Here is a 22,546-nt window from a genome sequence, read left to right as displayed (position 1 = left end):
GGACGTCGCTCACGCGTCCTGGTCGCCGATGGCGGCCAGTCGTGCCTCTTCGTCCGCCTGGATGGCGGACTGGATGACAGGCTCGAGCGCACCGTTCATGACGCGGTCCAGGTCGTACGCCTTGTACCCGGTGCGGTGGTCCGCGATGCGGTTCTCCGGAAAGTTGTACGTACGGATGCGCTCCGAACGGTCCATGCCGCGGATCTGCGACTTGCGCGCGTCCGATGCGATGGCGTCGAGCTCCTCCTGCTGGCGCGCGAGGATGCGGGCACGCAGGACGCGCATGCCGGCCTCGCGGTTCTGCAGCTGCGACTTCTCGTTCTGCATCGCGACCGTGATGCCCGTGGGCAGGTGGGTGATGCGGACCGCGGAGTCCGTCGTGTTGACGGACTGTCCCCCGGGCCCGGAGGACCGGTAGACGTCGATCTTGAGGTCGTTCTGGTTGATCTGGACCTCTTCGGGCTCGTCGACCTCGGGGAAGACGAGGACACCGGTCGTCGAGGTGTGGATGCGCCCCTGCGACTCGGTCGCCGGCACACGCTGCACGCGGTGCACGCCGCCCTCGTACTTGAGGTGCGCCCAGACGCCCTGGGACGGATCGGTCGCGTTCGACTTGATCGCGACCTGGACGTCCTTGTAGCCACCGAGGTCGGACTCGGTGCGCTCGAGCATCTCGATCTTCCAGCCCTTGGACTCGGCGTAGTGCGAGTACATGCGCAGGAGGTCGGCCGCGAAGAGCGCCGATTCCTCGCCGCCCTCGCCGCCCTTGATCTCCATGATCACGTCGCGCCCGTCGTCGGGGTCGCGCGGGATGAGCAGCCGGCGGAGACGCTCCTGGCGCTCCGACAGCTGCTCCTCGAGCGCCGGGACCTCGTCCGCGAACGCCTCGTCCTCACGCGCGAGCTCCTGGGCGGCGGCGAGGTCGTCCCCCGCCGCCTTCCAGGACTCGTACGCGGACTTGATCTGGTTGAGCTCGGCGTACCGCCGGTTCACCTTCTTCGCCCGGGCCGCATCGGCGTGGAGCGCGGGGTCCGACAGCTGCTGCGTCAGGTCCTCGTGTTCCGCCAGCAGCCCTGCCACCGACTCGAACACGCGTTACTCCTGGTGACCGTTGTGGTGCCCACCGGTCGTGGGGACCGACTTCTGCACCTGGACCAGGAACTCGACGTTCGACTGCGTCTCCTTGAGGTTCCGCAGCACGATCTCGAGGGCCTGCTGCGGGTCGAGCCCGGCGAGGGCACGGCGCAGGCGCCACGTGATCTTGACCTCGTCGGCGGAGAGCAGCTGCTCCTCGCGACGGGTGCCGGACGCGTTGACGTCGACGGCCGGGAAGATCCGCTTGTCGGCCAGGTGACGGTTGAGGCGGAGCTCCATGTTGCCGGTGCCCTTGAACTCCTCGAAGATCACCTCGTCCATCTTCGACCCGGTCTCGACGAGCGCCGTCGCGAGGATGGTCAGCGAGCCGCCGTCCTCGATGTTGCGCGCGGCGCCGAAGAAGCGCTTCGGCGGGTAGAGGGCCGACGAGTCGACGCCACCGGAGAGCACGCGACCGGAGGCCGGCGTCGCCAGGTTGTAGGCGCGGCCCAGACGGGTGATCGAGTCGAGGAGCAGGACCACGTCGTGGCCGAGCTCGACCAGGCGCTTCGCACGCTCGATGGCGAGCTCGGCGACCGTGGTGTGGTCTTCTGCCGGACGGTCGAAGGTCGAGGCGATGACCTCGCCCTTCACCGTGCGCTGCATGTCGGTGACCTCTTCGGGCCGCTCGTCCACGAGGACGACCATGAGGTGCGCCTCGGGGTTGTTCTTGGCGATCGCGTTGGCGATGGCCTGCAGCACAACCGTCTTGCCGGCCTTCGGCGGGGAGACGATCAGGCCGCGCTGGCCCTTGCCGATCGGCGACACGAGGTCGATGATCCGCGTGCTGAGCTTCGACGGCTCGGTCTCGAGGCGGAGACGCTCGTTCGGGTACAGCGGGGTGAGGTCCTGGAAGTCGACGCGCGCGGCGGCCTCGTCAGCCGTCTGCCCGTTGACCGAGTCGACCTTCACGAGCGCGTTGTACTTCTGGCGGCTCTGCTGTTCGTTGTCGCGCGGCTGCTTGATCGCACCGACGACCGCGTCGCCCTTGCGCAGGTGGTACTTCTTCACCTGGCCGAGGGAGACGTAGACGTCGTTCGGGCCCGGCAGGTAGCCGGTCGTGCGCACGAAGGCGTAGTTGTCGAGGACGTCGAGGATGCCCGCGATCGGGATGAGGACGTCGTCCTCGGTGATCTCCGGCTCGAACTCGTCGTTCTGCCCGCCGCGGCCGCGCTTGCGGTCACGCTGGCGACGGCTGCGGCCGCCCTCGGTCTCGTCGGCGTTCTGCTGGGCCTGCTGCTGCTTCTGCTGACCCTGCTGGCCCTGCTGCTTCTGCTGGCCGTTCTGCTGCTGGCCGTTCTGCTTCTGCTCGTTCTTGTCGTCCTGCTGGGCGTTCTTCTGGTCGCCCTGCTGGCCCTGGCCGTTCTGGCCGTTCTGGCCGTTCTTCTGGGCCGCGTCGGTCTTCGGGGCGTTGTCGCGACCGTTCTGGTCGCCGCCCTGCTCGCCGTTCTCGGCGTTCTGGCCACGGCCACGACCGCGACCACGGCTGCGACGACCGCGACGCGAGCCGCCCTCGCCCTGCTGGTCGTTCTGGTCGCCCGACTCGGTGCCGTGCGCGGACTGCTCCTGCTGGTCGCCCGCGGCGTCCTGCTGGGCCGGCTGCTCGGCCTGGTCCGGCGTCTGCTCGGTGCGCTCGGCCTGCTGGCCGTTCTGCTGGTCGCGCTGCCCGCGGCCACGACGCTGGCCGCCGGTCTGCGCGGCTTCCTGGGCGTCCTTTTCGGCGCGGACCTGGTCGAGCCCGGCGAGGAGGTCCTCGGTGCCGGTCTGACCGTGGTTGGTGTGCTCGGCGGCCGAGGTCGGCGCCGCGCTCACGGTGCCGCCGGACGAGGCACGGCGCGAACGGCGGGCCCGCGAGGACGCCGGCTGCTCGGCCGGGGCCTCGGTGGCTGCCGGTGCGTCGGCGACGGCCTCAGCGGCGGGTGCTGCGGGTGCCTCGGTCGGCTCCGGCAGCGTCGGCTGCTCGGCCACGGGGGCCTCGACCGCGGGTGCGGCCGGCTCGGCGGGAGCGTCGTCCGTCACGGGACGCTTGTCCTCGATCGAGGCGATGAGGTCACCCTTGCGGAGCTTCGAGAGCCCCGTGATGCCGAGGGAGGAGGCGATGCGCTGGAGTTCCGGGAGCCGGAGGGCGCGCAGATCGCTGGGGATCTCCACCTGGGTGGAGTCGTTGACGTTCGTCAAGGTCGGTGTTTCCTTTCGAACCGCAGAACGCGGAGAGTTTCCACCGTCCCGGATGCACGGGTATGCATCGACCGCCGTTCAGACGACGGACCGGGATTCGGTGATCAGAAAGAGATTGCCCCCGCGCACCGGACCCAGCATGGCGAGGAAGTTCCTGCTGCCTACGCGGGTTCGGCTTGGAGCGCCGAGTGCGGCACCACTGTAGCACCACCGAGGTCGACGGCCAGCATGAGCGGCCGCCAGTCGGATTCCCCGTGTCGCGACACGAGGTCGGCCGCGGTGAGTCGCTGCGCGGGGTCGCTGCCGAGGACCAGGAGGCTCGGGCCGGCTCCGGAGACGACCGCCGCCAGGCCGTGCTGCCGCAGCAGGCCGATGAGGGCGTCGGTCTCCGGCATGGCGCTGGCACGGTAGGCCTGGTGCAACCGGTCCTCGGTCGCCGCCAGGAGCAGCTCGGGGCTCTGGATGAGCGCGGCGACGAGCAGGGCGGAGCGGGACACGTTGAACGCGGCGTCCTCGTGCGGGACGCTCGCCGGCTGCAGGGATCGCGCGAGCTTCGTCGAGAGCGTCGAGGTCGGCACGAAGACCACCGGCGAGACACCGCGGTGGACGAGCAGGCGCTTGTACGCCGGGCCCTCCGCGGTCATCCACGCGATGGTCAACCCGCCGAAGAGCGCCGGCGCGACGTTGTCGGGGTGCCCCTCCATCTCGGTCGCGAGCGTGAGCAGGGTCGAGGCGTCGAGGTCGACGACGCCTTCGAGCAACCCGCGCGCGGCCATCAGCCCGGCGACGATCGCGGCCGCCGAGGACCCCATGCCGCGGCCGTGCGGGATGGCGTTCACCGCGTGCAGCTCGAGGCCGGGCTGCTGTGCGACGCCGGCGTGCTCGAGCCCGCGGCGGACGGCGCGGACGACGAGGTTCGTGTCGTCGGTGGCGACCTCACCCGCGCCGACACCGTCGACCGTGACGGTCGCGCCGGGCTCGGGCCGGACCCGGACGACGACCTCGTCGTAGAGCGACAGGGCGAGGCCGAGGGAGTCGAACCCCGGTCCGAGGTTCGCGGAGGTCGCCGGGACCCGTACGCGGACCGCCCGTCCGGCCGGTACAGCGATCTGGGCGGTCATGCCCTCCCCCGGTCCGGACGAGCGGTCGGGGCTCACTCGGCGCCGACCAGTCCGAGCACGTCGGCGACCGACTTGGTGTCGACCGGGACGCTCGTCGGGGTGACCTCGCCGCCGTCCTGCGTGCGGAGGGCCCACTGCGGGTCCTTGAGGCCGTGGCCGGTCACCGTGATGACGACCTTCGCGCCCTTCGGCACGACGCCGGCGTCGGCACGCTCGAGGAGCCCGGCGACGCCGATGGCCGAGGCGGGCTCGACGAAGACGCCGACCTCGGCGGAGAGGATGCGGTGCGCGGCGAGGATCGCCTCGTCGGTGATGGCACCGAAGTAGCCGTCGGTCTCGTCACGGGCCTCGAGCGCGAACTCCCACGAGGCCGGGTTGCCGATGCGGATCGCGGACGCGATGGTGTCCGGGTTGCGGACGACCTCGCCGCGGACGATCGGGGCCGAGCCCGCGGCCTGGAAGCCGAACATGCGCGGGAGCCTGGACGACCGACCGGCGGCCACGTCCTCGCGGTAGCCGCGGGAGTACGCCGTGTAGTTGCCCGCGTTGCCGACCGGCAGGAAGTGGAAGTCGGGCGCGTCACCGAGGACGTCGACGACCTCGAACGCGGCGGTCTTCTGCCCCTCGATGCGGTCGTTGTTGACCGAGTTCACCAGGTGCACCGGGTAGTTCGCGGCGAGGTCGCGCGCGATGTCGAGGCAGTCGTCGAAGTTGCCCTGCACCTGCAGCAGCTGGGCGTCGTGGGCGACGGCCTGGCTGAGCTTGCCCATGGCGATCTTGCCCTCGGGCACGAGCACCGCGGCGGTGATGCCCGCGTGCGTGGCGTACGCGGCGGCGGAGGCGCTGGTGTTGCCGGTCGAGGCGCAGATGACGGCCTTCGCGCCGTGCTCGACGGCCTTCGAGATCGCCATGGTCATGCCGCGGTCCTTGAACGACCCGGTCGGGTTCATGCCCTCGAACTTGACGTAGACCTCGGCCCCCGTGCGCTCGGACAGGCGGCGCGCCGGGATGAGCGGGGTCCCGCCCTCACCGAGCGTGACGACGGGCGTCGCCTCGGTGACGTCGAGACGGTCGGCGTACTCGCGCAGGACACCCTGCCACTGGTGGGCCATGAGGCTCCCCTTCTTGTCGGTTCTGGAGTTCGGTCGGGCGCGGCTCAGGCGCCGACGACGCGGAGGACGCTCGTGACCTCGGCGACGACGTCCTCGTTGCGGAGGGCGACCACCGTCGCGGCGAGGTCGGACTCGCGCGCCAGGTGCGTGCCGATGACGAGGGTCGCGGTCGCGTCGGACCCGGTGGCGACGGTCTGCTCGACGGTCTCGACGCTGACGCCGTGCTTCGCGAGGACGCCGGCGACGGTCGACAGGACACCCGGGGCGTCCGTGACGTGCAGCGTGATCTGGTAGCGCGTGCGGACGGTGCCGATCGGGAACACCGGCAGCGCGGACTGGGTCGACTCGGCGATGCCGGGGCCACCGATGACGTGTCGGCGCGCGGCGGACACCAGGTCGCCGAGGACGGCCGAGGCGGTCTCGACCCCGCCGGCACCGGCGCCGTAGAACATCAGGTCGCCGGCGGCCTCGGCCTCGACGAACACGGCGTTCTTCGCCCCGTGCACGCTCGCGAGCGGGTGTGACTCCGGCACCAGGGCCGGGTACACGCGGGCGCTGACGCCCTCGGTGCCCTGCTCGTCGGTCAGGCGCTCGGCCGTCGCGAGGATCTTCACGACGTACCCGGCCTTGCGCGCGGCCCGGACCTGCTCGATCGTCACCGAGGTGATGCCCTCGCGGTGGACGGCGGCGAGCGGCACCGAGGTGTGGAACGCGAGCGACGCCAGGATCGCGGCCTTCTGCGCGGCGTCGTAGCCCTCGATGTCGGCGGTCGGGTCGGCCTCGGCGTACCCGAGCTCGGTGGCGGTCGCGAGGGCGTCCTCGAACGTCGAGCCCTCGCGGTCCATCAGGTCGAGGATGAAGTTGGTCGTGCCGTTGACGATGCCCATGATGCGCTCGATGCGGTCACCGGCGAGGGAGTCGTGCAGCGGTCGGATGATCGGGATCGCGCCGGCGACGGCGGCCTCGTAGTAGAGCTGTGCGCCCACCTGCTCGGCGACCGCGAAGAGCTCCGGGCCGTGGGTCGCCAGGAGGGCCTTGTTGCCGGTGACGACGTCGGCGCCGGACTGCAGCGCCTGGAGCACGAGCGTCCGTGCCGGCTCGATGCCGCCGATCAGCTCGACGACGATGTCCGCGCCGAGGATGAGCGACGCCGCGTCCGTCGTGAAGAGCTCCTTCGGCAGGTCGACGTCGCGCGGGGCGTCGAGGTCGCGCACCGCGATCCCGACGAGCTCGAGGCCGGCCCCGGCGCGCGAGGCGAGCTCGTCGCCGTGTTCGAGGAGCAGCCGCGCCACCTGGGAACCGACCGAGCCGGCTCCGAGCAGCGCGACGCGGACGTTGCGGTATTCGATCATCTGGTGCGGGTCCTGTTCGTGGGGAGTCGGGTCGTCCGAGGGGCTCAGGCCCCCGGGACCACCCCGGTGTCGCGGGCGAGGAGGTCGTCGATCGACTCGCCACGCACGAGGATACGGGGTACGCCGTCGGCGACCGCCACGACCGGCGGGCGTCCGACGTGGTTGTAGTTGCTCGCCAGGCTCCAGCAGTACGCACCGGTGGCGGCCACGGCGAGGAGGTCCCCGCGGTGCACGTCACCGGGCAGGTACTCGTCGTTCACCACGATGTCGCCGGACTCGCAGTGCTTCCCGACCACGCGGGTGAGGACCGCGGGGGCGTCGGACGTCCGGGCGAGCCGAGCCGTGTAGTCGGCGCCGTAGAGCGCGGGTCGGGCGTTGTCGCTCATGCCGCCGTCGACCGACACGTACGTCCGGGTGGCGGGCTCCTGCTCGTCGTCCGAGAGCGTCACGGGCTTGATGGTGCCGACGCGGTAGAGCGTGATGCCCGCGGGCCCGACGATGTACCGGCCGGGCTCGACCGCGATCTCGGGGACCGGGATGTCCCGCTCGGCGCAGGCCTCGGCCACGATGGTCGCGAGCGCGTCGGCGACGTCCTCCGGCTCGAACGCCGAGTCGGCCTCGGTGTAGTCGATGCCCCAGCCGCCGCCGAGGTTGAGCTCCGGCACCGGACCGGTCGCCACGAGCGTGGCGTGCACGTCCATCAGGCGACGCGCGGCCTCGCGGAAGCCGGACTCGTCGAAGATCTGCGAGCCGATGTGCGAGTGCAGGCCGACGAAGGCGAGCGAGGGCTCGGCGCGCACGGCCTCGGCAGCGGTGACGGCCTCGGTCAGGGGGATGCCGAACTTCTGGTCCTCGCGCGCGGTGGCGAGGTACTCGTGCGTCGACGCGTGCACCCCGCTGTTGATCCGGATGCGCACGCGCTGCACGACCCCGGCGTCGGCCGCGGCACGGGCGACGCGCTGCACTTCCTCGTGGCTGTCGAGGACGATGGTGCCGACGCCGACCTCGACCGCGCGGGCGATCTCGGCGTCCGACTTGTCGTTGCCGTGGAAGCCGAGCAGCGCCGGGTCGACTCCCCCGGCGAGGGCCACCGCGAGCTCGCCGCCGGTGCACACGTCGACGCGGAGGTCGGCCTCGACCATCCACGCCGCGACCTGCGTCGTCAGGAACGCCTTGCCGGCGTAGTAGACGTGCGCCCGGGTGCCGATCCGCTCGAACGCCTCGGTGAAGGCGTTCCGCACCCGCACCGCCCGGGACTGCACGTCGCGTTCGTCGACCACGTACAGCGGCGTGCCGAACTGCGCGACCAGGTCGGACGCGGCGATCCCGCCGACGACGAGCTCGCCGTCGTCGGTCCGGGTCGCGGAGGCGGGCCAGATCCGCGCGGTCAGCGCGGAGGCGTCCGTCGGGAACCGCAGGTGCTGCGGGGCAAGGGGGTTCTCGCTCACGGGACCCGATCCTACCGAGCCGAGCCGCGCCTCCCGGCCGTGTGACGCAGCCATGTGCTCAACCGCACGAACCGACCGTCTGCAGCCCCGCCTCGTTGAGCGGCAGCGAGTCGGCCGTGACGCGCACCGTCGCCTCGGAGGCGGTGACGTCGAGCGACCGCACGAGGAGCCCCGACGGCAGGAACTGCGCCGTGCAGACCTCGACGGGGACGTTCGTGACGCCCGGGATCGAGTCCACCTTGAGGCCGAGTGACGAGTTCGTGATCCGCACCGTCTTCGGCGTGATCGTGATGCCCTTGCCGTCGTCCTGCGCGGCGACGTCGCCCTTCGCCGCGTAGGTGATGTCGTAGCCGAGGACCGCCGTCTTGCCGGAGAGCTCTACGCCACCGTCGACCAGGCTGAGCCGGTCGAACAGCGGGCTGTACTTCGACAGGTCCTTCACGGACGCGGCCGCGAGCCGGACGTGGCCGTCGACGTCGCGCACGTCGCCCTTCCCGTCGACGGGCACGTCACGCGCGGTGACGTCGGCGGCGAGCGGGATGCCGTCGATCGTGAGCTTCTCGGAGGAGATCTCGACCTCGTCGAGCTGCCCGCCGATCAGCTGCGGGATGACGATGCCCTTCGCGTGCGCCTCGACCTCCCCGGTGGCGCCGGACGGCAGCGACTGCTCGACCTGCTGGGCGATGATGCGGTCGACGACCCCGCGGAGGACGAACTCGGCGATCACGACGAGCGCGGCGAGGACGACCACGACGACGATCAGCACGACGGGCCAACGACGGCGATTCCGGGGGGTCACGGTGGCGGCGGACATGCGTCCCACCTTGCCAGGTGGCCCCGGCAGCGAGCCTGGAGGCGCTACGTGCGCCCGGCGCGCCGGGCCCGGCGTGCGCCCGGCGCGCCGGCCGCGGCGTCCGCGCGGTCGCGCCGGCCGCGTGCGCCCAGCGCCCGCCGCACAACGAAAGTCGCCCCGAACCACGGCATTCCGCAGTTCGGGGCGACTTTGGTTGTGCGCAGCGCTCCGCGCCGGCCGGACGACGTCCGCTACATGCGCTCCGGCGCCGTCACGCCGAGCAGGCCCAGCCCGTTGCGGACGACCTGGCCGGTGGCGTCGTTCAGCCAGAGGCGCGTGCGGTGCAGGTCGGTCACGGCCTCGTCCCCGAGGGGCGTGACCCGGCAGGCGTCGTACCAGCGGTGGTAGAGCCCGGCGAGCTGCTCGATGTACCGCGCCACACGGTGCGGCTCGCGCAGCTCGGCAGCCTGGCGCACCACTCGCGGGTACTCCGCCAGGGCGCCGAGCAGGGCCCCCTCGGTGTCGTGCGTCAGGAGCGAGGCGTCGAAGGCCGACCGGTCCACCCCGGCGTTCGCGGCGTTGCGGGCCACGGACTGCGTGCGGGCGTGGGCGTACTGCACGTAGAAGACGGGGTTGTCGTTCGTGCGCTTCGTGAGCAGGTCGAGGTCGATGTCGATCGCGGTGTCGCTGGCGAACCGGACGAGCGAGTACCGGCCGGCGTCCACGCCCACGGCGTCGACGAGGTCCTCCATCGTGACGATCGTGCCGTTGCGCTTCGACATGCGCATCGGTTCGCCGTCCTTGAGCAGGTTGACCATCTGCCCGATGAGGATCTCGAGGTTCTTGCCCGGCTCGTCCCCGAACGCGGCGCACATCGCCATCATCCGGCCGACGTAGCCGTGGTGGTCCGCGCCGAGCATGATGAGGTTCCGCTCGAAGCCGCGCTCGCGCTTGTCGAGGTAGTACGCCAGGTCGCCGGCGATGTAGGCGGGCTCGCCGTCCGACTTGATGACGACGCGGTCGCGGTCGTCGCCGAAGTCGGTGGTCCGGAGCCACTCGGCACCCTCGGCCTCGTACATCACGCCCGCCGAGCGCAGTCGCTCGATGGCGCGCTCGACGGCCTTCGACTCGTGCAGGGCGTTCTCGTGGAAGTACACGTCGAAGTCGACGCCGAAGTCGTGCAGCGACGACTTGATGTCGGCGAACATGAAGTCGACGCCCTCGCGCCGGAAGAGCTCCTGCGCCTCGTCGCGCGGCAGGTCCTTCACGTCGACCGACGGGTCGAGCGTCGCGATCACGCGCGCCGCGATCTCGGCGATGTACGCGCCGCCGTAGCCGTCCTCGGGCGTGGGCTCACCGAGCGCCGACGCGACGAGGGAGCGGGCGAAGCGGTCGATCTGCGCGCCGTGGTCGTTGAAGTAGTACTCGCGGGTGACGAGGCCGCCCTGCGCCTGGAACACCCGCGCGAGGCTGTCGCCCACTGCAGCCCAGCGCACGCCCCCCATGTGGATCGGCCCGGTCGGGTTCGCGGACACGAACTCGAGGTTGATCCGCACGCCGTCGTACAGGTCGCCGTGCCCGAAGGACTCGCCGCCCTCGACGATCGTGCGCGCGATCTCGCCGGCAGCGGCGGCCTCGAGCGTGATGTTGATGAAGCCGGGGCCGGCGACGTCGACCGAGTCCACGCCGTCGAGCTCGGTCAGCTCGCCGGCGATCTCCGTCGCGAGCTCGCGCGGGTTCGTGCCGAGCCGCTTCGCGAGCTGCATCGCCGCGTTCGAGGCCCAGTCGCCGTGCGCGCGGTTCTTCGGACGTTCGAGTGCCGCGTGGGACTCCTCGACGGTCACGGTGTCGGACGCGCCTCGTCGCTCGACGATCCCGGTCAGGATCGACAGGTACGCGGCGGAGAGTTCGGCAGGAGTCACGAGGGTCGAGTCTACCGGGACGCACAGGTCCTCCCCGGTCGATGCACCATCATGTCGGGATGACCACCCGCAGCCGCGTCCGGGCGATCAGCGTCGCCCTCCTCACCGTGTCCGCGTCCGTCGCCCTGGTGGCGTGCTCCGGCGGCGGCTCGGACGGCGCCACGCCGAGCGCCACGGCGGGTCCGATCGGGAAACGGGTCGCACAGACGTGCACCGAGCTCCTGCCCGCCGACGCCCTGTCCGTCTACGGGAAGACGTTCACCCTCGACGACGACTTCACGCCGGAGAAGGGGACCCCGGCGGCGCGCATCGCCGAGCAGCGCGGCCGCGTGTGCCACTGGAGCGCGACCGACGACGCCTCGACGACGATCACGGTCGCCGTCGCCGACCTGCCTGAGAAGTCGCTCACGAACCTCAAGGACGCGCTCTACGAACGGGGCGGATCCGTGCCGACCTACCGGGTCGAGGGGTACTTCTCGCTCACCGACGGCGTCGGGCGCGCGGACGCCTTCGCCGACCCGTACTGGATCACCGCGACCTCCACCCTCTTCACCGAGCCCGGCGGCGCGCAGCCGGTCGTCGACGCGGTGCGGAGCATCGTGCAGCCGAGCGCGTCCGCGACGCCGGCCGGCTGACCCGACACGGGTCGGACGGGAGGCGCGGTGCGGGCCCGACCCGCGCCTCCCGTCACGACACGCGTGGTCTCGGACAGCCGTGCGGACCTGCTACGGTTGGTTCCACCCAGGGCCCCCATAGCTCAGGGGATAGAGCACTGCCCTCCGGAGGCAGGGGCGGAGGTTCGAATCCTCCTGGGGGCACAGGAAATACCCGCGGAAGCAGGCGACTTCGCTTCGCTCAGGCGGCTGCCCGCGATGTCGGCTTCGCCGACCTTCCCTCTGGGAGCAGTCGGGGCGGGGCCATCAGGGGCGCACAACGCGGTAGCGTCGGGCGCATGACGATGGTGTTTCCGGAACCTGGTGTTGCGCCGCTGCGAGGCGGGCCGAGGCTCGGGTGGGGCGTGATCGGTCCCGGCGAGATCGCGGGCGACTTCACGTCGACGCTCCACGCGAACTCCGACCAGCGCGTCGTCGCCGTCGGCTCCCGCTCCCCCGAACGCGCCGCCGCCTTCGCCCGGCGACACGGGATCCCCGGCGTGCACGGCTCGTACGAAGCCCTCGTCGCCGACCCCGCCGTCGACGTCGTCTACGTCGCCTCACCGCACCCGCAGCACCTCGGCCACGCGCTCCTCGCGATCGCCGCGGGCAAGCACGTCCTCGTCGAGAAGCCGATGACCACGTCGGAGGCGGACACCCGCACCCTCGCCGAGGCCGCCCGCAGCGCCGGGGTGTTCGCGATGGAGGCGATGTGGACCCGGTACCTCCCGGGGACCACCGTCGTCGCACGGCTCCTCGCGGACGGCGCCCTCGGCGACGTCCGGCTCGCGTCCGTCGACGTCGGCTGGCCGCACGACCCCGACCCCGCCGACCGCATGTTCGACCCCGCCGCCGGCGGCGGCGCCCTCCTCGATGCCGGTGTCTACGGGCACTGGTTCGCACGGTTCGCCACCGGCGCCCCGGTGACCAGCAGCACGACGGGAGCGGTCTCCGGACGCGGGGTGGACCTCCAGTCCGTCACCGTGTCGACGTCGGCCGGCGGCGCGCAGGCCGTGGTGACCACGACGATGACGGCGTGGACGCCCGGACTCGCGGTCATCGCGGGGAGCACGGCCACCGTGCGGTACACCGACCACTTCGTGTTCCCGGCGTCCTTCGCGCTGCACCACGGCGCGGAGGCGGCGCACTGGGAGGACGAGAGCGGCCTCCGTGGCAGACAGGGCCTCGTCTGGCAGACCGCGGCGCTCGCGCAGTACGTCGCCGAGGGGCGCACGGAGTCGCCGCTGCACTCGCTCGACGACTCGATCGGCCTCGCCGCGACGCTCGACGCGGCGCGGTCCGCGCTCGGTCCCCGGGCGGACGCCCCCGGTGTTTCCGAACGCGCCACGTCCACCCCCTAGGATCACGGGCCGGTCGACCCCGCACGCGACCGGGAAGAGGACTCGATGACCGCAGCCACCGGGAACCCGCAGCACGAACTCGCCCGGGGCGCCGACGCCCCGGCACCACGGACCCTGCTCGACGTCCTCACCGCGACCGCCGCCGAGCACCCCGACGCCACCGCGCTCGAGGACCCGGCCGGCACGATCGACTACGCGACGCTCGTGCGACTGGTGCACGAGCAGGCCGACGACCTCGCGCGACGCGGGGTCCGACGGGGCGACCGGGTGGGCGTCCGGATCCCGTCCGGCGGGCGCGACCTGTACGTGTCGATCCTCGCGGTCCTCGCGGCCGGTGCGGCGTACGTCCCGGTGGACGCCGACGACCCCGAGGAACGCGCCACGCTCGTGTTCGGCGAGGCCGGCGTCGTCGGCGTGATCGGAGTGGGCGGCGTCCTGCGTGACCGCGACGGCGCGGAACTCCCGGTGACCGACCCCGCGGCGAGCGCCGAGCTCCCCCGGCAGGACGACGACGCGTGGATCATCTTCACGTCCGGGTCGACCGGCGTGCCCAAGGGCGTCGCCGTGACGCACCGGTCCGCTGCGGCGTTCGTGGACGCCGAGGCGCGGATGTTCCTGCGGGCCGCGCCGATCGGTCCGGGCGACCGGGTGCTGGCGGGTCTGAGCGTGGCGTTCGACGCGTCGTGCGAGGAGATGTGGTTGGCGTGGGGCCACGGTGCGTGCCTGGTGCCGGCGCCGCGGTCGCTCGTGCGCACCGGGGTGGACCTGGGGCCGTGGCTCATCGCGCACGGGATCACGGTGGTGTCGACGGTGCCGACGCTCGCGGCGCTGTGGCCGGACGACGCGCTGGAGCAGGTGCGGTTGGTCATCTTCGGTGGTGAGGCCTGCCCGCCGGAGCTCGCTGCGCGGATCGCGAGCCGCGAGCGGGAGGTGTGGAACACGTACGGTCCGACCGAGGCGACGGTGGTGGCGTGCGGTGCCCTGCTCGACGGGAGCACGCCGATCCGGATCGGGTTGCCGTTGGACGGCTGGGACCTCGCGGTCGTGGACGCGGCGGGTGCCCGGGTGGAGCCGGGGGGCGTCGGGGAGCTCGTCATCGGCGGCGTCGGGCTCGGGCGGTACCTGGACCCGGCGAAGGACGCCGAGAAGTACGCGCCGTTCCCGGAGCTCGGGTGGGAGCGGGCGTACCGGAGCGGGGACCTGGTGCGGTACGACCCCGAGGGACTCGTGTTCCAGGGTCGTGCGGACGACCAGGTGAAGCTCGGCGGTCGTCGCATCGAGCTCGGGGAGATCGACGCGGCGCTGCAGGGCCTGCCGGACGTGGCCGGGGGTGCAGCCGTGGTGCAGCGGACGCCGGCGGGCAACCAGGTGCTGGTCGGGTACGTCGCGCCGGCCGCGGGTGCGACGGTGGACGTGGCGGCGGCGAACGCTCGGCTGCGTGAGGAGCTCCCGGCGGCGCTCGTGCCCCTGCTCGCAGTGGTGGACTCGCTGCCGACGCGGACCTCGGGCAAGGTCGACCGTGCCGCGCTCCCGTGGCCGTTGCCGGGGTCGTCGGACACGACGATGCTCCCGGACACGGTGGCGTGGATCGCCGAGCGGTGGTCCGCGATCCTCGGGGTGCCGGTGGCCAGCGTCGACGACGACTTCTTCGCGCACGGCGGGGGGTCGCTGACGGCGGCGCAGCTCGTGTCGGCGATCCGTGAGCGCTTCCCGACGACGACGGTGGCCGACGTGTACGACCACCCGCGGATCGGGGCGCTGGCGGACGCGCTCGACGACTCCGGCCCGGTGACGTCGGTGCCGCGTGACGTCCGGCCGGTCCCGCCGGCGACGGGTGTGGTGATGACGGTGCTCGGGCTGCCCCTGCAGGTGCTCCGTGGTCTGCGGGTGCTGACGTGGACGGCGCTCGTGGCGGCGGTGCTGCACGCGACGACGCTGCCGTCCGTCCCGGTCCTGCCCTGGCCGGCGCTCGTCGTGGCGCTCGTCCTGTTCGTCACCCCGGCGGGGAAGATGGCCGTGACGGTCGTCCTCGTCCGGGCCCTCCTCGTCGGGGTGCGTCCGGGTGACCACCCCCGTGGCGGGTCGGTGCACGTGCGGGTCTGGCTCGCGGAGCGGATCGCCGAGGCGGTGGACGGCCCCTCGACGGCCGGTGCGCCCTGGATCAGCTACTACGCCAGGGCCTTGGGCGCGACGATCGGCAAGGACGTGGACCTGCACGCGCTGCCGCCGGTGACCGGGATGCTGACGGTCGGCAAGCGGACGTCGATCGAGCCCGAGGTCGACCTCGCCGGACACTGGGTCGACGGCGACGTGTTCCGGCTCGGCCGGGTCCGGATCGACGCGGACGCCGTGGTGCACAGCCGGACGACGCTGCTGCCTGGTGCGCACGTGGGCGTCGGTGCCGAGGTGGAGGCCGGTTCCGCGGTCGCCGACCGGGTCCCCGACGGGGAGCGGTGGGCGGGGTCGCCGGCGGAACGCGTCGGGTCGGCTCGGCACGACCGGGAGGCGCGACCCCCGTCCCGACGCCGGTGGCTGCTGGCGTACGGGGCCGGGTCCCTGGCCGTGGCCGGGTTGCCGGTGATCGGTGTCGCCGCGGGGGTGGGGCTGGTGTGGCTCCTCGTCGGACCGGTCGCGTCCCTCCAGCGGGCCGTGCTGCTCGCGCTGGCGTGGGTACCGGTGGGGACGGTCGTCGCGGGGCTCGTGTACGCGGCACTCGTCGTGGCCGCGGTGCGGTTGCTCGGGATCGGTCTGCACGAGGGTCGGCACCCGGTGCGCTCCCGGATCGGCTGGCAGGTGTGGACGACCGAGCGGATCCTCGACGGCGCCCGGACGCTGCTGTTCCCGGTGTACGCGTCGCTCGTGACCCCGCTCTGGCTCCGGCTGCTCGGGGCGCGGGTGGGACGGAACACCGAGATCTCGACGGTCCTGCTCATCCCGGCGCTCACGCAGATCGCCTCGGGGGCGTTCCTCGCCGACGACACGATGGTGGCGACGTACGAGCTCGGCGGCGGTCGGGTGCGGATCGGTCGGTCGAAGGTGGGACGGCGGGCGTTCCTCGGCAACAGCGGGATGACGGGCGCCGGACGTTCGGTGCCGCGCGAGGCCCTGGTCGCGGTGCTGTCCGCCGTCCCGAAGAAGGCGAAGCGCGGATCGTCGTGGCTCGGCTCTCCCCCGGTGCGGCTCCGGCGCGCCACGGCGGAGTTCGACGAGGAGCGCACGTTCCGGCCGCCGCGGTCCCTCAAGGTCGCTCGAGGCTGCTGGGAACTCCTCCGCCTGGTCGCCCCGATGGTGTCCGCGGGGATCGCGCTCGGCGTGGTCGGCACGCTGCTCGCGCTCTGGACGGCCGTGGGCATCGGGTGGACGGTGCTGCTCGCCGGGCCGGTGCTCATCGTCGCCGGTGCCGTCGCAGCGGTGGTGTCGACGATCGCGAAGTGGTCCTTCGTCGGCCGGATCGACGCCCGCGAGCACCCGCTCTGGTCGTCGTTCGTGTGGCGGAACGAGGTGCAGGACACGTTCGTCGAGACGGTCGCCCGGCCGTGGTTCGCCGAGCAGGCGACGGGGACCCCGGCCCTCGCTGCGTGGCTCCGCAGTCTCGGGGCGACGATCGGCCGCGGCACCTGGCTCGAGACGTACTGGCTCCCGGAGGCCGACCTCGTGACGATCGGGTCCGGAGCCGCCGTGGCCCGCGGCACGGTCGTGCAGACGCACCTGTTCCACGACCGGGTGATGCAGCTCGACGAGGTCCGTCTCGACCCGGGCGCGACGCTCGGGCCGCACAGCGTGGTGCTGCCGGCGGCGGGCATCGGACCGGGCGCCACCGTCGGGCCGGCGTCCCTCGTGATGCGCGGCGAGCAGGTGCCCGGCGGGACGCACTGGTCCGGCAACCCGATCGCTCCGTGGACATCGGCGCCGCCGGTGCCGGCGCGGTCGTCCGTCGAGCACGTCGCCGTGGCAGACTCGACGGCACCGTGAAGCCCGCCTCGACGAACCCAGACGCCGACCCGTACACCCCGCACAGCGGCGACCGACGGTGGAGCACCCACCACTACGACCTCCGTCTGGAGTACCGCGTCGCGACGAACCGCCTCGACGGCACCGCGACGATCGCCGGCCGGGCGCACGAGGACCTCGACCGTGTCGTCCTCGACCTGCACGGCATGACGGTCGACCGGGTGGACGTCGACGGCAAGCGGGCGAAGAAGCACACGACCGCGACGCACAAGCTCACCGTGACCCCGGCCGAGCCCGTCGCCGCCGGCACGGAGTTCACCGTCCACGTGCGGTACCGCGGCACACCGCACCCGCTCCGCAGCCCGTGGGGCCAGATCGGCTGGGAGGAGCTGACCGACGGCGTCATCGTCGCCGCGCAGCCCACCGGCGCCCCGTCGTGGTTCCCGTGCAACGACCGACCGGACGACAAGGCCACCTACCGGTTCGAGATCACCGCCGAGGCCGCGTACGACGTCGTCGCGAACGGCGAGCTGCTCGGCAAGGAGCGCGCCCGCGCCGGCACGACGTGGACGTACGCCACGACCGAGCCGATGGCGACGTACCTCGCGACGGTGCAGATCGGGCGCTACCGCACGACGAAGCTCCGCGGCTCGGACACCCCCGTCACGCTGCACCACCCCGCCGACCTCGGCACGGCCGCGAAGACGGACTTCGGGCGGGTGCCGGACATGCTCGCCCTGTACGCGGACCGGTTCGGGCCGTACCCGTTCGCGTCGTACGGCGTCGTGGTGACCGACGACGAGCTCGAGATCCCGCTCGAGGCGCACGGCCTGGCGGTCTTCGGCCGGAACCACGTCGACGGCGAGCACGGCACCGACCGGCTCATCGCACACGAGCTCGCGCACCAGTGGTTCGGCAACTCGGTGACGGTCACCAGGTGGAAGGACATCTGGTTGCACGAGGGCTTCGCCTGCTACGCCGAGTGGCTCTGGTCGGAGCACCGCGGCGGCGAGTCGGCGGACACCCTCGCGGCGACGTACCGCGACGGGCTCCTGGAGCAGCCCGAGGACCTCGTCGTGGCCGACCCGGGCCCGAAGGACATGTTCGACGACCGGGTCTACAAGCGCGGCGCCCTGGCCCTGCACGCCGTCCGTCGGTCGGTCGGAGACGACGCGTTCTTCGCCGGGCTCCGGACGATCACCGAGCGACACCGGTACGGGTCGGTCGCACCGGAGGACGTGCACGCCGCGTTCGCCGACGCAGCCGGGACCGCCGTCGACGCGGTCCGGGCCGTGACGGCTCCCTGGCTCGACGAGCCCACCGTCCCCGAGCTGTAGGGAACCGCCGGCGGCGTCGCGCGCGTCAGCTCGCGGTCTCGACCAGGTCCGGGGCGCCGCCGACGTCGGCCGTATCCGGGGCGCCGTTCACTTCGGCCCACACCGCGTCGAGGGACAGCCCGACGACCCCGGCGACGGACGCGATCGTCGAGAACGCCGGCGTCGCGATGCGGCCGGTCTCGATCTTCCGCAGCGTCTCCGGCGAGATCCCGGCCCGCAGCGCCGTGTCGAGCATCGAGCGCTCCCCGCGGGCACGGCGGAGCAGCGCTCCGAGGCGCCGACCACGGGCGACCTCGGCGGGGCTGAGCGGGAGACGGACCATGTGCCCACACTAATACCGGTCTTCCAGTACCGGTATGATCATCCCATGATCGAGATCCTCACCCCGGCCGAGGTCGACCGGGCCCGCGCCACCGGAGCGCTCGTCGGCACGATCCTGCAGACCCTGCGCGAGCGCACCCGCGTCGGCACGAACCTGCTCGAGATCGACCGGTGGACGAAGGCGATGATCGAGGACGCCGGCGCCGAGTCCTGCTACGTCGACTACGCCCCGTCGTTCGGACGCGGGCCGTTCGGCCACCACGTGTGCACCGCCGTCAACGACGCCGTCCTGCACGGCCTCCCCCACGACCGGACCCTGCAGGACGGCGATCTGCTGACGCTCGACCTGGCCGTGTCACTCGACGGCATCGCCGCCGACGCCGCCGTCAGCTTCGCGGTCGGCACAGCGGACCCGGCCGACCTGGCCCTCATCGACGCCACCGAGCGCGCCCTCGCCGCAGCGATCGAGACCGCCGGCCCCGGGGTCCGCACGGGCGACCTGTCGCACGCCATCGGCACGGTGCTCGAGGGCGCCGGCTACCCCGTCAACGTCGAGTTCGGCGGCCACGGCATCGGCTCGACGATGCACCAGGACCCGCACGTGTCGAACACCGGGCGACCCGGACGCGGCTACACCCTCCGCCCCGGGCTGCTCCTCGCGCTCGAGCCGTGGGTGATGGCGGACACCGACGTGCTCGTCACCGACCCGGACGGCTGGACGCTCCGCAGTGCCACGGGAGCACGCACCGCGCACACCGAGCACACGGTGGCGATCACCGAGGACGGCGTCGAGGTCCTCACGCTCCCACGCTGACCGGAGCCCCGCCCGCCGCGACCGCGAGCACCACGTCGACCGCGGGGAACAGCACCGTGACCGGCTGCGACACCCCGTCCAGGACCGCCGTGCCCCTGCCCAGGTCGACGTCGACGCGGGTGGGGTCCACCCGGAGTCCACGGCCGTCACGCTTCAGGACGGCCTCCTTCACCGCCCAGCACGCAGCCCGGGCAGTGTCGTCGCCGGACCGGGCGAGCTCCCCGGGCGTGAACGCGTCGAGCCGGGCTGCCGCGACCCGCGACACGCGCTCGAGGTCGACGCCGATCCCGGGTGGTCCGACGGCCAGTGCGACGAGGTCGGTGGTCCGTGCGAGGCTCACGCCGACGGCGGAGCCGTCGACCTCGGCCCAGGGGCGGCCGTGGTCCGTCGCAGCGCAGTGCGGGCAGACGCGCCCCGCGCGCACGGCGGAGACGTCGACACCCGCCGCCGACGCGACGGCGGTGAGCAGCGCCTCCCGGTCCGCGTCAGGACTGCCGCCGGACCGCCGGATCGTCACCACGACGGTCTGGAGGCGCGGGAGACTCACGCAGGCGAGCCTACGTCGGGTGGTTCAGGCGTGGGTGAGCGCGATGAGCGCGACGTTCATCGTGCTGTAGAGCCCTTCGGACCGGGTCGCCTGGCGCACCCGTCCGCGGAGGACCTCGTAGCGGCCGTCGTGCTCGCGCACGAAGCCGATGACACCGCTCGCCGGCGTCGACACACGGTGGTAGCCGTCCTCGAGTGGGACGACCTCGGTGCTGGTTGTTCGTTCCATTGCAGTTCCCCTGTCTCGTTCGTCGTCGAACGCTCCCCGAGCATACCCCGGTCTGGGGTACAACACCTGCACAGGCCCGGGGTTCCACGAGGGTTCGCCCGGAGTCTGTCCGAGAGCTGCGCGGCGTGGATAGACTCCGGGCAACAGCGCTCCGGGGCGCGGTTCCGGGGGTACTCGGACCGTGACCACGGCGACGGACGGAGGACGGATGCGAGCGGTCCAGGGCGGATCGGCCACGGGCAGGACGAGGACCGACAGGGGGACGCCGGGGCTGGTGGGACGCATCGCTGCGGCACTCCTGGCCGTGTTCCTCGTGCTGGCGCCGGCGGCGACGGCGCGAGCGACCGCACCGGTCGACCTCGGTGGCGCGTACGTCCTCGACGAAGCCGACGTGCTCAGCTCCTCGCAGCAGTCCCGGATCGAGAACGCCGTGCAGCAGCTCTACACGGACACGAAGACCCAGCTCTACGTCGTCTTCGTCCCGACGTTCACGAACCCGTCGGACCACACCGAGTGGGGCGCCGCGACGATGTCGGCGAACCAGATCGACGCCGACGGCATCCTGCTGTCGGTCGCCGTCGACGACCGGAACTACGACGTCCAGCAGACGAACGAGACGAGCATCTCGGAGTCCGACGTCCAGTCCGCGGTGGACGACGACCTGCTGCCGGCCCTCAAGCAGAGCGACTGGTCCGGTGCCGCGCTGGCCTTCGCGAACGGCCTCGCCGACACCCAGGCGCCGCCGGACCTCACCTGGCTGTGGATCCTCCTCGCCGTCCTGGTCGTCGCGGTCGTCGTCGTGGTGCTCGTCATCCGGACGCGGAACAAGCGCCGGACGGCCGCCGCGACGAAGGCGCAGGAAGCGTCCCTCGCCGACCTCGAGCGGACCGCCGGTGGCGCCCTCGTGACGATCGACGACGAGCTGCGCACCGCCGAGCAAGAGGTCGGGTTCGCCACCGCGCAGTTCGGGGCCGACGCCGCGAAGCCCTTCGCCGAGGCGGTCGCCGCGGCGCAGCAAGCCGTGCGCAAGGCCTTCACGTTCCAGCAGCAGCTCGACGACGAGATCCCGGACTCCCCGCAGCAGCGCGCCGACTGGGCGAACCAGATCATCGCCATCTGCGAGCAGGCGCACGCCTCGATCGAGGAGCAGACGGAGTCGTTCGACAAGCTCCGCTCGCTCGAGGACGGCGTCGAGGAAGCCGCTGCCGCGCTCGCGCAGGCCGTCGCCACCGCCCCGGCATCGGTCCAGCAGGCGAGCGCCGCGCTGGACCGGGTCCGCTCGGCGTACACCGGCCGGACCCTCGCGACCGTGTCGGACAGCGTCGACCAGGCCGAGCAGGTCCTCGCCTACGCGACCGAACGGTCCCAGGCGGCCACCGCCGCGATCGCCGCGGGCGACAAGGGCGAGGCGGTCGTCGCCGTGCGCGACGCCCAGCACGCCCTCGCGCAGGTGCAGCAGCTCACGTCGAGCGCGAGCGCTGCCGAGGCGAGCTTCGCCGAGGCCACCGCACGCGCCGAAGCGATGCGCGTCGACATCGAGGGCGACGTCGCCGCGGCGCGCACCCTCACCGTCGGCGGACCGGAACTCGCCGCCGCGGTCACCCGTGCCGAGACCGTGCTGCGGCAGGGCTTCGACCCGAAGGACCCGATCACCGCGGTCGACGCCCTCACCAAGGCGAACACCGAGATCGACCAGGCCATCGCCGCGGCCCGTGGCGCCGAGGAACAGCAGCGTCGAGCATCCCGTGCGCTCGACGACGCGCTCCGCGACGCCCGGAACCGGATCAGCCAGGCGCGCGAGTTCATCTCCCTGCACCGCGGCGGGGTCGGACCGACGGCGCGGACGCGGCTGTCCGAGGCGCAACGAGCACTCGACGACGCCGTCCAGCTCGCCACGACGGACCCGGGGCAGGCGCTCCAGGCAGCGCGTGCGGCCGAGCAGTACGCGGCGGCCGCGATGGACGCCGCGAACGACGACATGGGCGGCTGGGGCGGTGGCGGCGGCTTCGGCGGCGGTGGCGGCAACGGCGCGCAGCTCGGCGGCCTCGTCACCGGCATCGTGCTCGGTGGCCTGCTCGGCGGACGCGGCGGCAGCTACGGCGGCGGCTCCTTCGGGGGTGGCGGCTTCGGCGGAGGCGGCGGCTTCGGGGGCGGCGGCGGCTTCGGCGGGGGCGGCGGAGGCGGCGGGGGCGGTTTCTCCGGCGGCGGCCGCTTCTAGCCCGGGCACCACAGACCAACAGCACCACACCAGTCCTTCCACGAAAGGGAACAGCA

Annotated in this window: 17 protein-coding genes and 1 tRNA gene; 7 read left to right on the top strand and 11 right to left on the bottom strand. The window is 72.7% G+C overall.

All coding sequences use genetic code 11. The features are described from left to right. Positions 1-9 precede the first annotated feature (9 nt). From prfA to argS, 8 genes are all read right to left on the bottom strand, one after another. A complete protein-coding gene (gene prfA, locus ACIPEP_RS12145) occupies positions 10-1,092 on the bottom strand; it encodes a peptide chain release factor 1 (RefSeq protein ID WP_070416296.1) in 1,083 nt (360 codons plus the stop codon). Positions 1,093-1,095: 3 nt separating this feature from the next. Continuing rightward, on the bottom strand, positions 1,096-3,312 hold the full coding sequence (rho, locus tag ACIPEP_RS12140; RefSeq protein ID WP_402717416.1) for a transcription termination factor Rho: 2,217 nt from the start codon (positions 3,310-3,312) through the stop codon (positions 1,096-1,098). Between the two features lie 161 nt (positions 3,313-3,473). Then, positions 3,474-4,433, bottom strand: coding sequence for a homoserine kinase (thrB, locus tag ACIPEP_RS12135; RefSeq protein WP_229085039.1), 960 nt, complete (start codon positions 4,431-4,433; stop codon positions 3,474-3,476). A 32-nt stretch (positions 4,434-4,465) separates the two neighbouring features. Then, positions 4,466-5,545, bottom strand: a complete 1,080-nt coding sequence (gene thrC / locus ACIPEP_RS12130) for a threonine synthase (RefSeq protein ID WP_070416299.1) — start codon at positions 5,543-5,545, stop codon at positions 4,466-4,468. A gap of 44 nt (positions 5,546-5,589) precedes the next feature. After that, positions 5,590-6,897: a homoserine dehydrogenase gene (locus tag ACIPEP_RS12125; RefSeq protein ID WP_071302517.1), complete on the bottom strand. Its 1,308-nt coding sequence runs from the start codon at positions 6,895-6,897 to the stop codon at positions 5,590-5,592. 44 nt (positions 6,898-6,941) lie between these two features. Further along, positions 6,942-8,345, bottom strand: coding sequence for a diaminopimelate decarboxylase (lysA, locus tag ACIPEP_RS12120; protein ID WP_092386947.1), 1,404 nt, complete (start codon positions 8,343-8,345; stop codon positions 6,942-6,944). 58 nt (positions 8,346-8,403) lie between these two features. Next, positions 8,404-9,159 (bottom strand): LmeA family phospholipid-binding protein, encoded by a 756-nt coding sequence (locus tag ACIPEP_RS12115; RefSeq protein ID WP_402717415.1) that lies wholly within the window; start codon positions 9,157-9,159, stop codon positions 8,404-8,406. A 230-nt stretch (positions 9,160-9,389) separates the two neighbouring features. After that, entirely contained in the window at positions 9,390-11,060 is a 1,671-nt protein-coding gene (argS, locus tag ACIPEP_RS12110) for an arginine--tRNA ligase (protein ID WP_402717414.1), read from the bottom strand. Between the two features lie 59 nt (positions 11,061-11,119). On the opposite strand from argS, the gene ACIPEP_RS12105 reads away from it, so the two are divergent. From ACIPEP_RS12105 to ACIPEP_RS12085, 5 genes are all read left to right on the top strand, one after another. Then, entirely contained in the window at positions 11,120-11,695 is a 576-nt protein-coding gene (locus ACIPEP_RS12105) for a hypothetical protein (protein WP_402717413.1), read from the top strand. Between the two features lie 111 nt (positions 11,696-11,806). Further along, positions 11,807-11,878, top strand: a tRNA-Arg gene (locus tag ACIPEP_RS12100). A gap of 200 nt (positions 11,879-12,078) precedes the next feature. After that, on the top strand, positions 12,079-13,074 hold the full coding sequence (locus ACIPEP_RS12095) for a Gfo/Idh/MocA family protein (protein WP_402717412.1): 996 nt from the start codon (positions 12,079-12,081) through the stop codon (positions 13,072-13,074). 45 nt (positions 13,075-13,119) lie between these two features. Continuing rightward, positions 13,120-17,046: a Pls/PosA family non-ribosomal peptide synthetase gene (locus ACIPEP_RS12090; RefSeq protein WP_402717411.1), complete on the top strand. Its 3,927-nt coding sequence runs from the start codon at positions 13,120-13,122 to the stop codon at positions 17,044-17,046. Next, positions 16,971-18,362 (top strand): M1 family metallopeptidase, encoded by a 1,392-nt coding sequence (locus ACIPEP_RS12085; protein WP_402717410.1) that lies wholly within the window; start codon positions 16,971-16,973, stop codon positions 18,360-18,362. The genes ACIPEP_RS12090 and ACIPEP_RS12085 overlap by 76 nt, the downstream gene beginning before the upstream one ends. 25 nt (positions 18,363-18,387) lie before the next feature. Here ACIPEP_RS12085 and ACIPEP_RS12080 read toward each other — a convergent pair whose 3' ends face one another. Next, entirely contained in the window at positions 18,388-18,684 is a 297-nt protein-coding gene (locus ACIPEP_RS12080) for a helix-turn-helix domain-containing protein (RefSeq protein WP_402717409.1), read from the bottom strand. A 45-nt stretch (positions 18,685-18,729) separates the two neighbouring features. Here ACIPEP_RS12080 and map point away from each other — a divergent pair, with 45 nt between their 5' ends. Then, the gene (gene map / locus ACIPEP_RS12075; RefSeq protein WP_402717408.1) at positions 18,730-19,497 is read left to right on the top strand and encodes a type I methionyl aminopeptidase; all 768 of its coding nucleotides are present in this window, start codon (positions 18,730-18,732) and stop codon (positions 19,495-19,497) included. On the opposite strand, the gene ACIPEP_RS12070 is transcribed toward map, so the two are convergent. Both ACIPEP_RS12070 and ACIPEP_RS12065 read right to left on the bottom strand, forming a co-directional pair. After that, the gene (locus ACIPEP_RS12070; protein WP_402717407.1) at positions 19,481-20,044 is read right to left on the bottom strand and encodes a 4'-phosphopantetheinyl transferase family protein; all 564 of its coding nucleotides are present in this window, start codon (positions 20,042-20,044) and stop codon (positions 19,481-19,483) included. The two genes, map and ACIPEP_RS12070, sit on opposite strands and share 17 nt — an antisense overlap. Before the next feature lie 24 nt (positions 20,045-20,068). Further along, complete coding sequence (locus tag ACIPEP_RS12065) at positions 20,069-20,272, bottom strand: hypothetical protein (protein ID WP_022905704.1); 204 nt, start codon at positions 20,270-20,272, stop codon at positions 20,069-20,071. Positions 20,273-20,546: 274 nt separating this feature from the next. On the opposite strand from ACIPEP_RS12065, the gene ACIPEP_RS12060 reads away from it, so the two are divergent. After that, entirely contained in the window at positions 20,547-22,490 is a 1,944-nt protein-coding gene (locus ACIPEP_RS12060) for a TPM domain-containing protein (protein ID WP_402717406.1), read from the top strand. The last annotated feature ends 56 nt before the right edge of the window (positions 22,491-22,546 follow it).

The organism is Curtobacterium sp. NPDC087082 (assembly GCF_044745045.1).
Lineage (GTDB): Bacteria > Actinomycetota > Actinomycetes > Actinomycetales > Microbacteriaceae > Curtobacterium.
The sequence above is the reverse complement of the archived record's forward strand: the minus strand, read 5'-3'. Positions and strand labels throughout refer to the sequence as shown.

Bases quoted from the DNA above. Each gene is read 5' to 3' on its own strand.
- thrB (WP_229085039.1), bottom strand. From the start codon at position 4,433: ATGACCGCCCAGATCGCTGTACCGGCCGGACGGGCGGTCCGCGTACGG.
- thrC (WP_070416299.1), bottom strand. From the start codon at position 5,545: ATGGCCCACCAGTGGCAGGGTGTCCTGCGCGAGTACGCCGACCGTCTC.
- ACIPEP_RS12125 (WP_071302517.1), bottom strand. From the start codon at position 6,897: ATGATCGAATACCGCAACGTCCGCGTCGCGCTGCTCGGAGCCGGCTCG.
- ACIPEP_RS12115 (WP_402717415.1), bottom strand. From the start codon at position 9,159: ATGTCCGCCGCCACCGTGACCCCCCGGAATCGCCGTCGTTGGCCCGTC.
- ACIPEP_RS12105 (WP_402717413.1), top strand. From the start codon at position 11,120: ATGACCACCCGCAGCCGCGTCCGGGCGATCAGCGTCGCCCTCCTCACC.
- ACIPEP_RS12090 (WP_402717411.1), top strand. From the start codon at position 13,120: ATGACCGCAGCCACCGGGAACCCGCAGCACGAACTCGCCCGGGGCGCC.
- ACIPEP_RS12080 (WP_402717409.1), bottom strand. From the start codon at position 18,684: ATGGTCCGTCTCCCGCTCAGCCCCGCCGAGGTCGCCCGTGGTCGGCGC.
- map (WP_402717408.1), top strand. From the start codon at position 18,730: ATGATCGAGATCCTCACCCCGGCCGAGGTCGACCGGGCCCGCGCCACC.
- ACIPEP_RS12065 (WP_022905704.1), bottom strand. From the start codon at position 20,272: ATGGAACGAACAACCAGCACCGAGGTCGTCCCACTCGAGGACGGCTAC.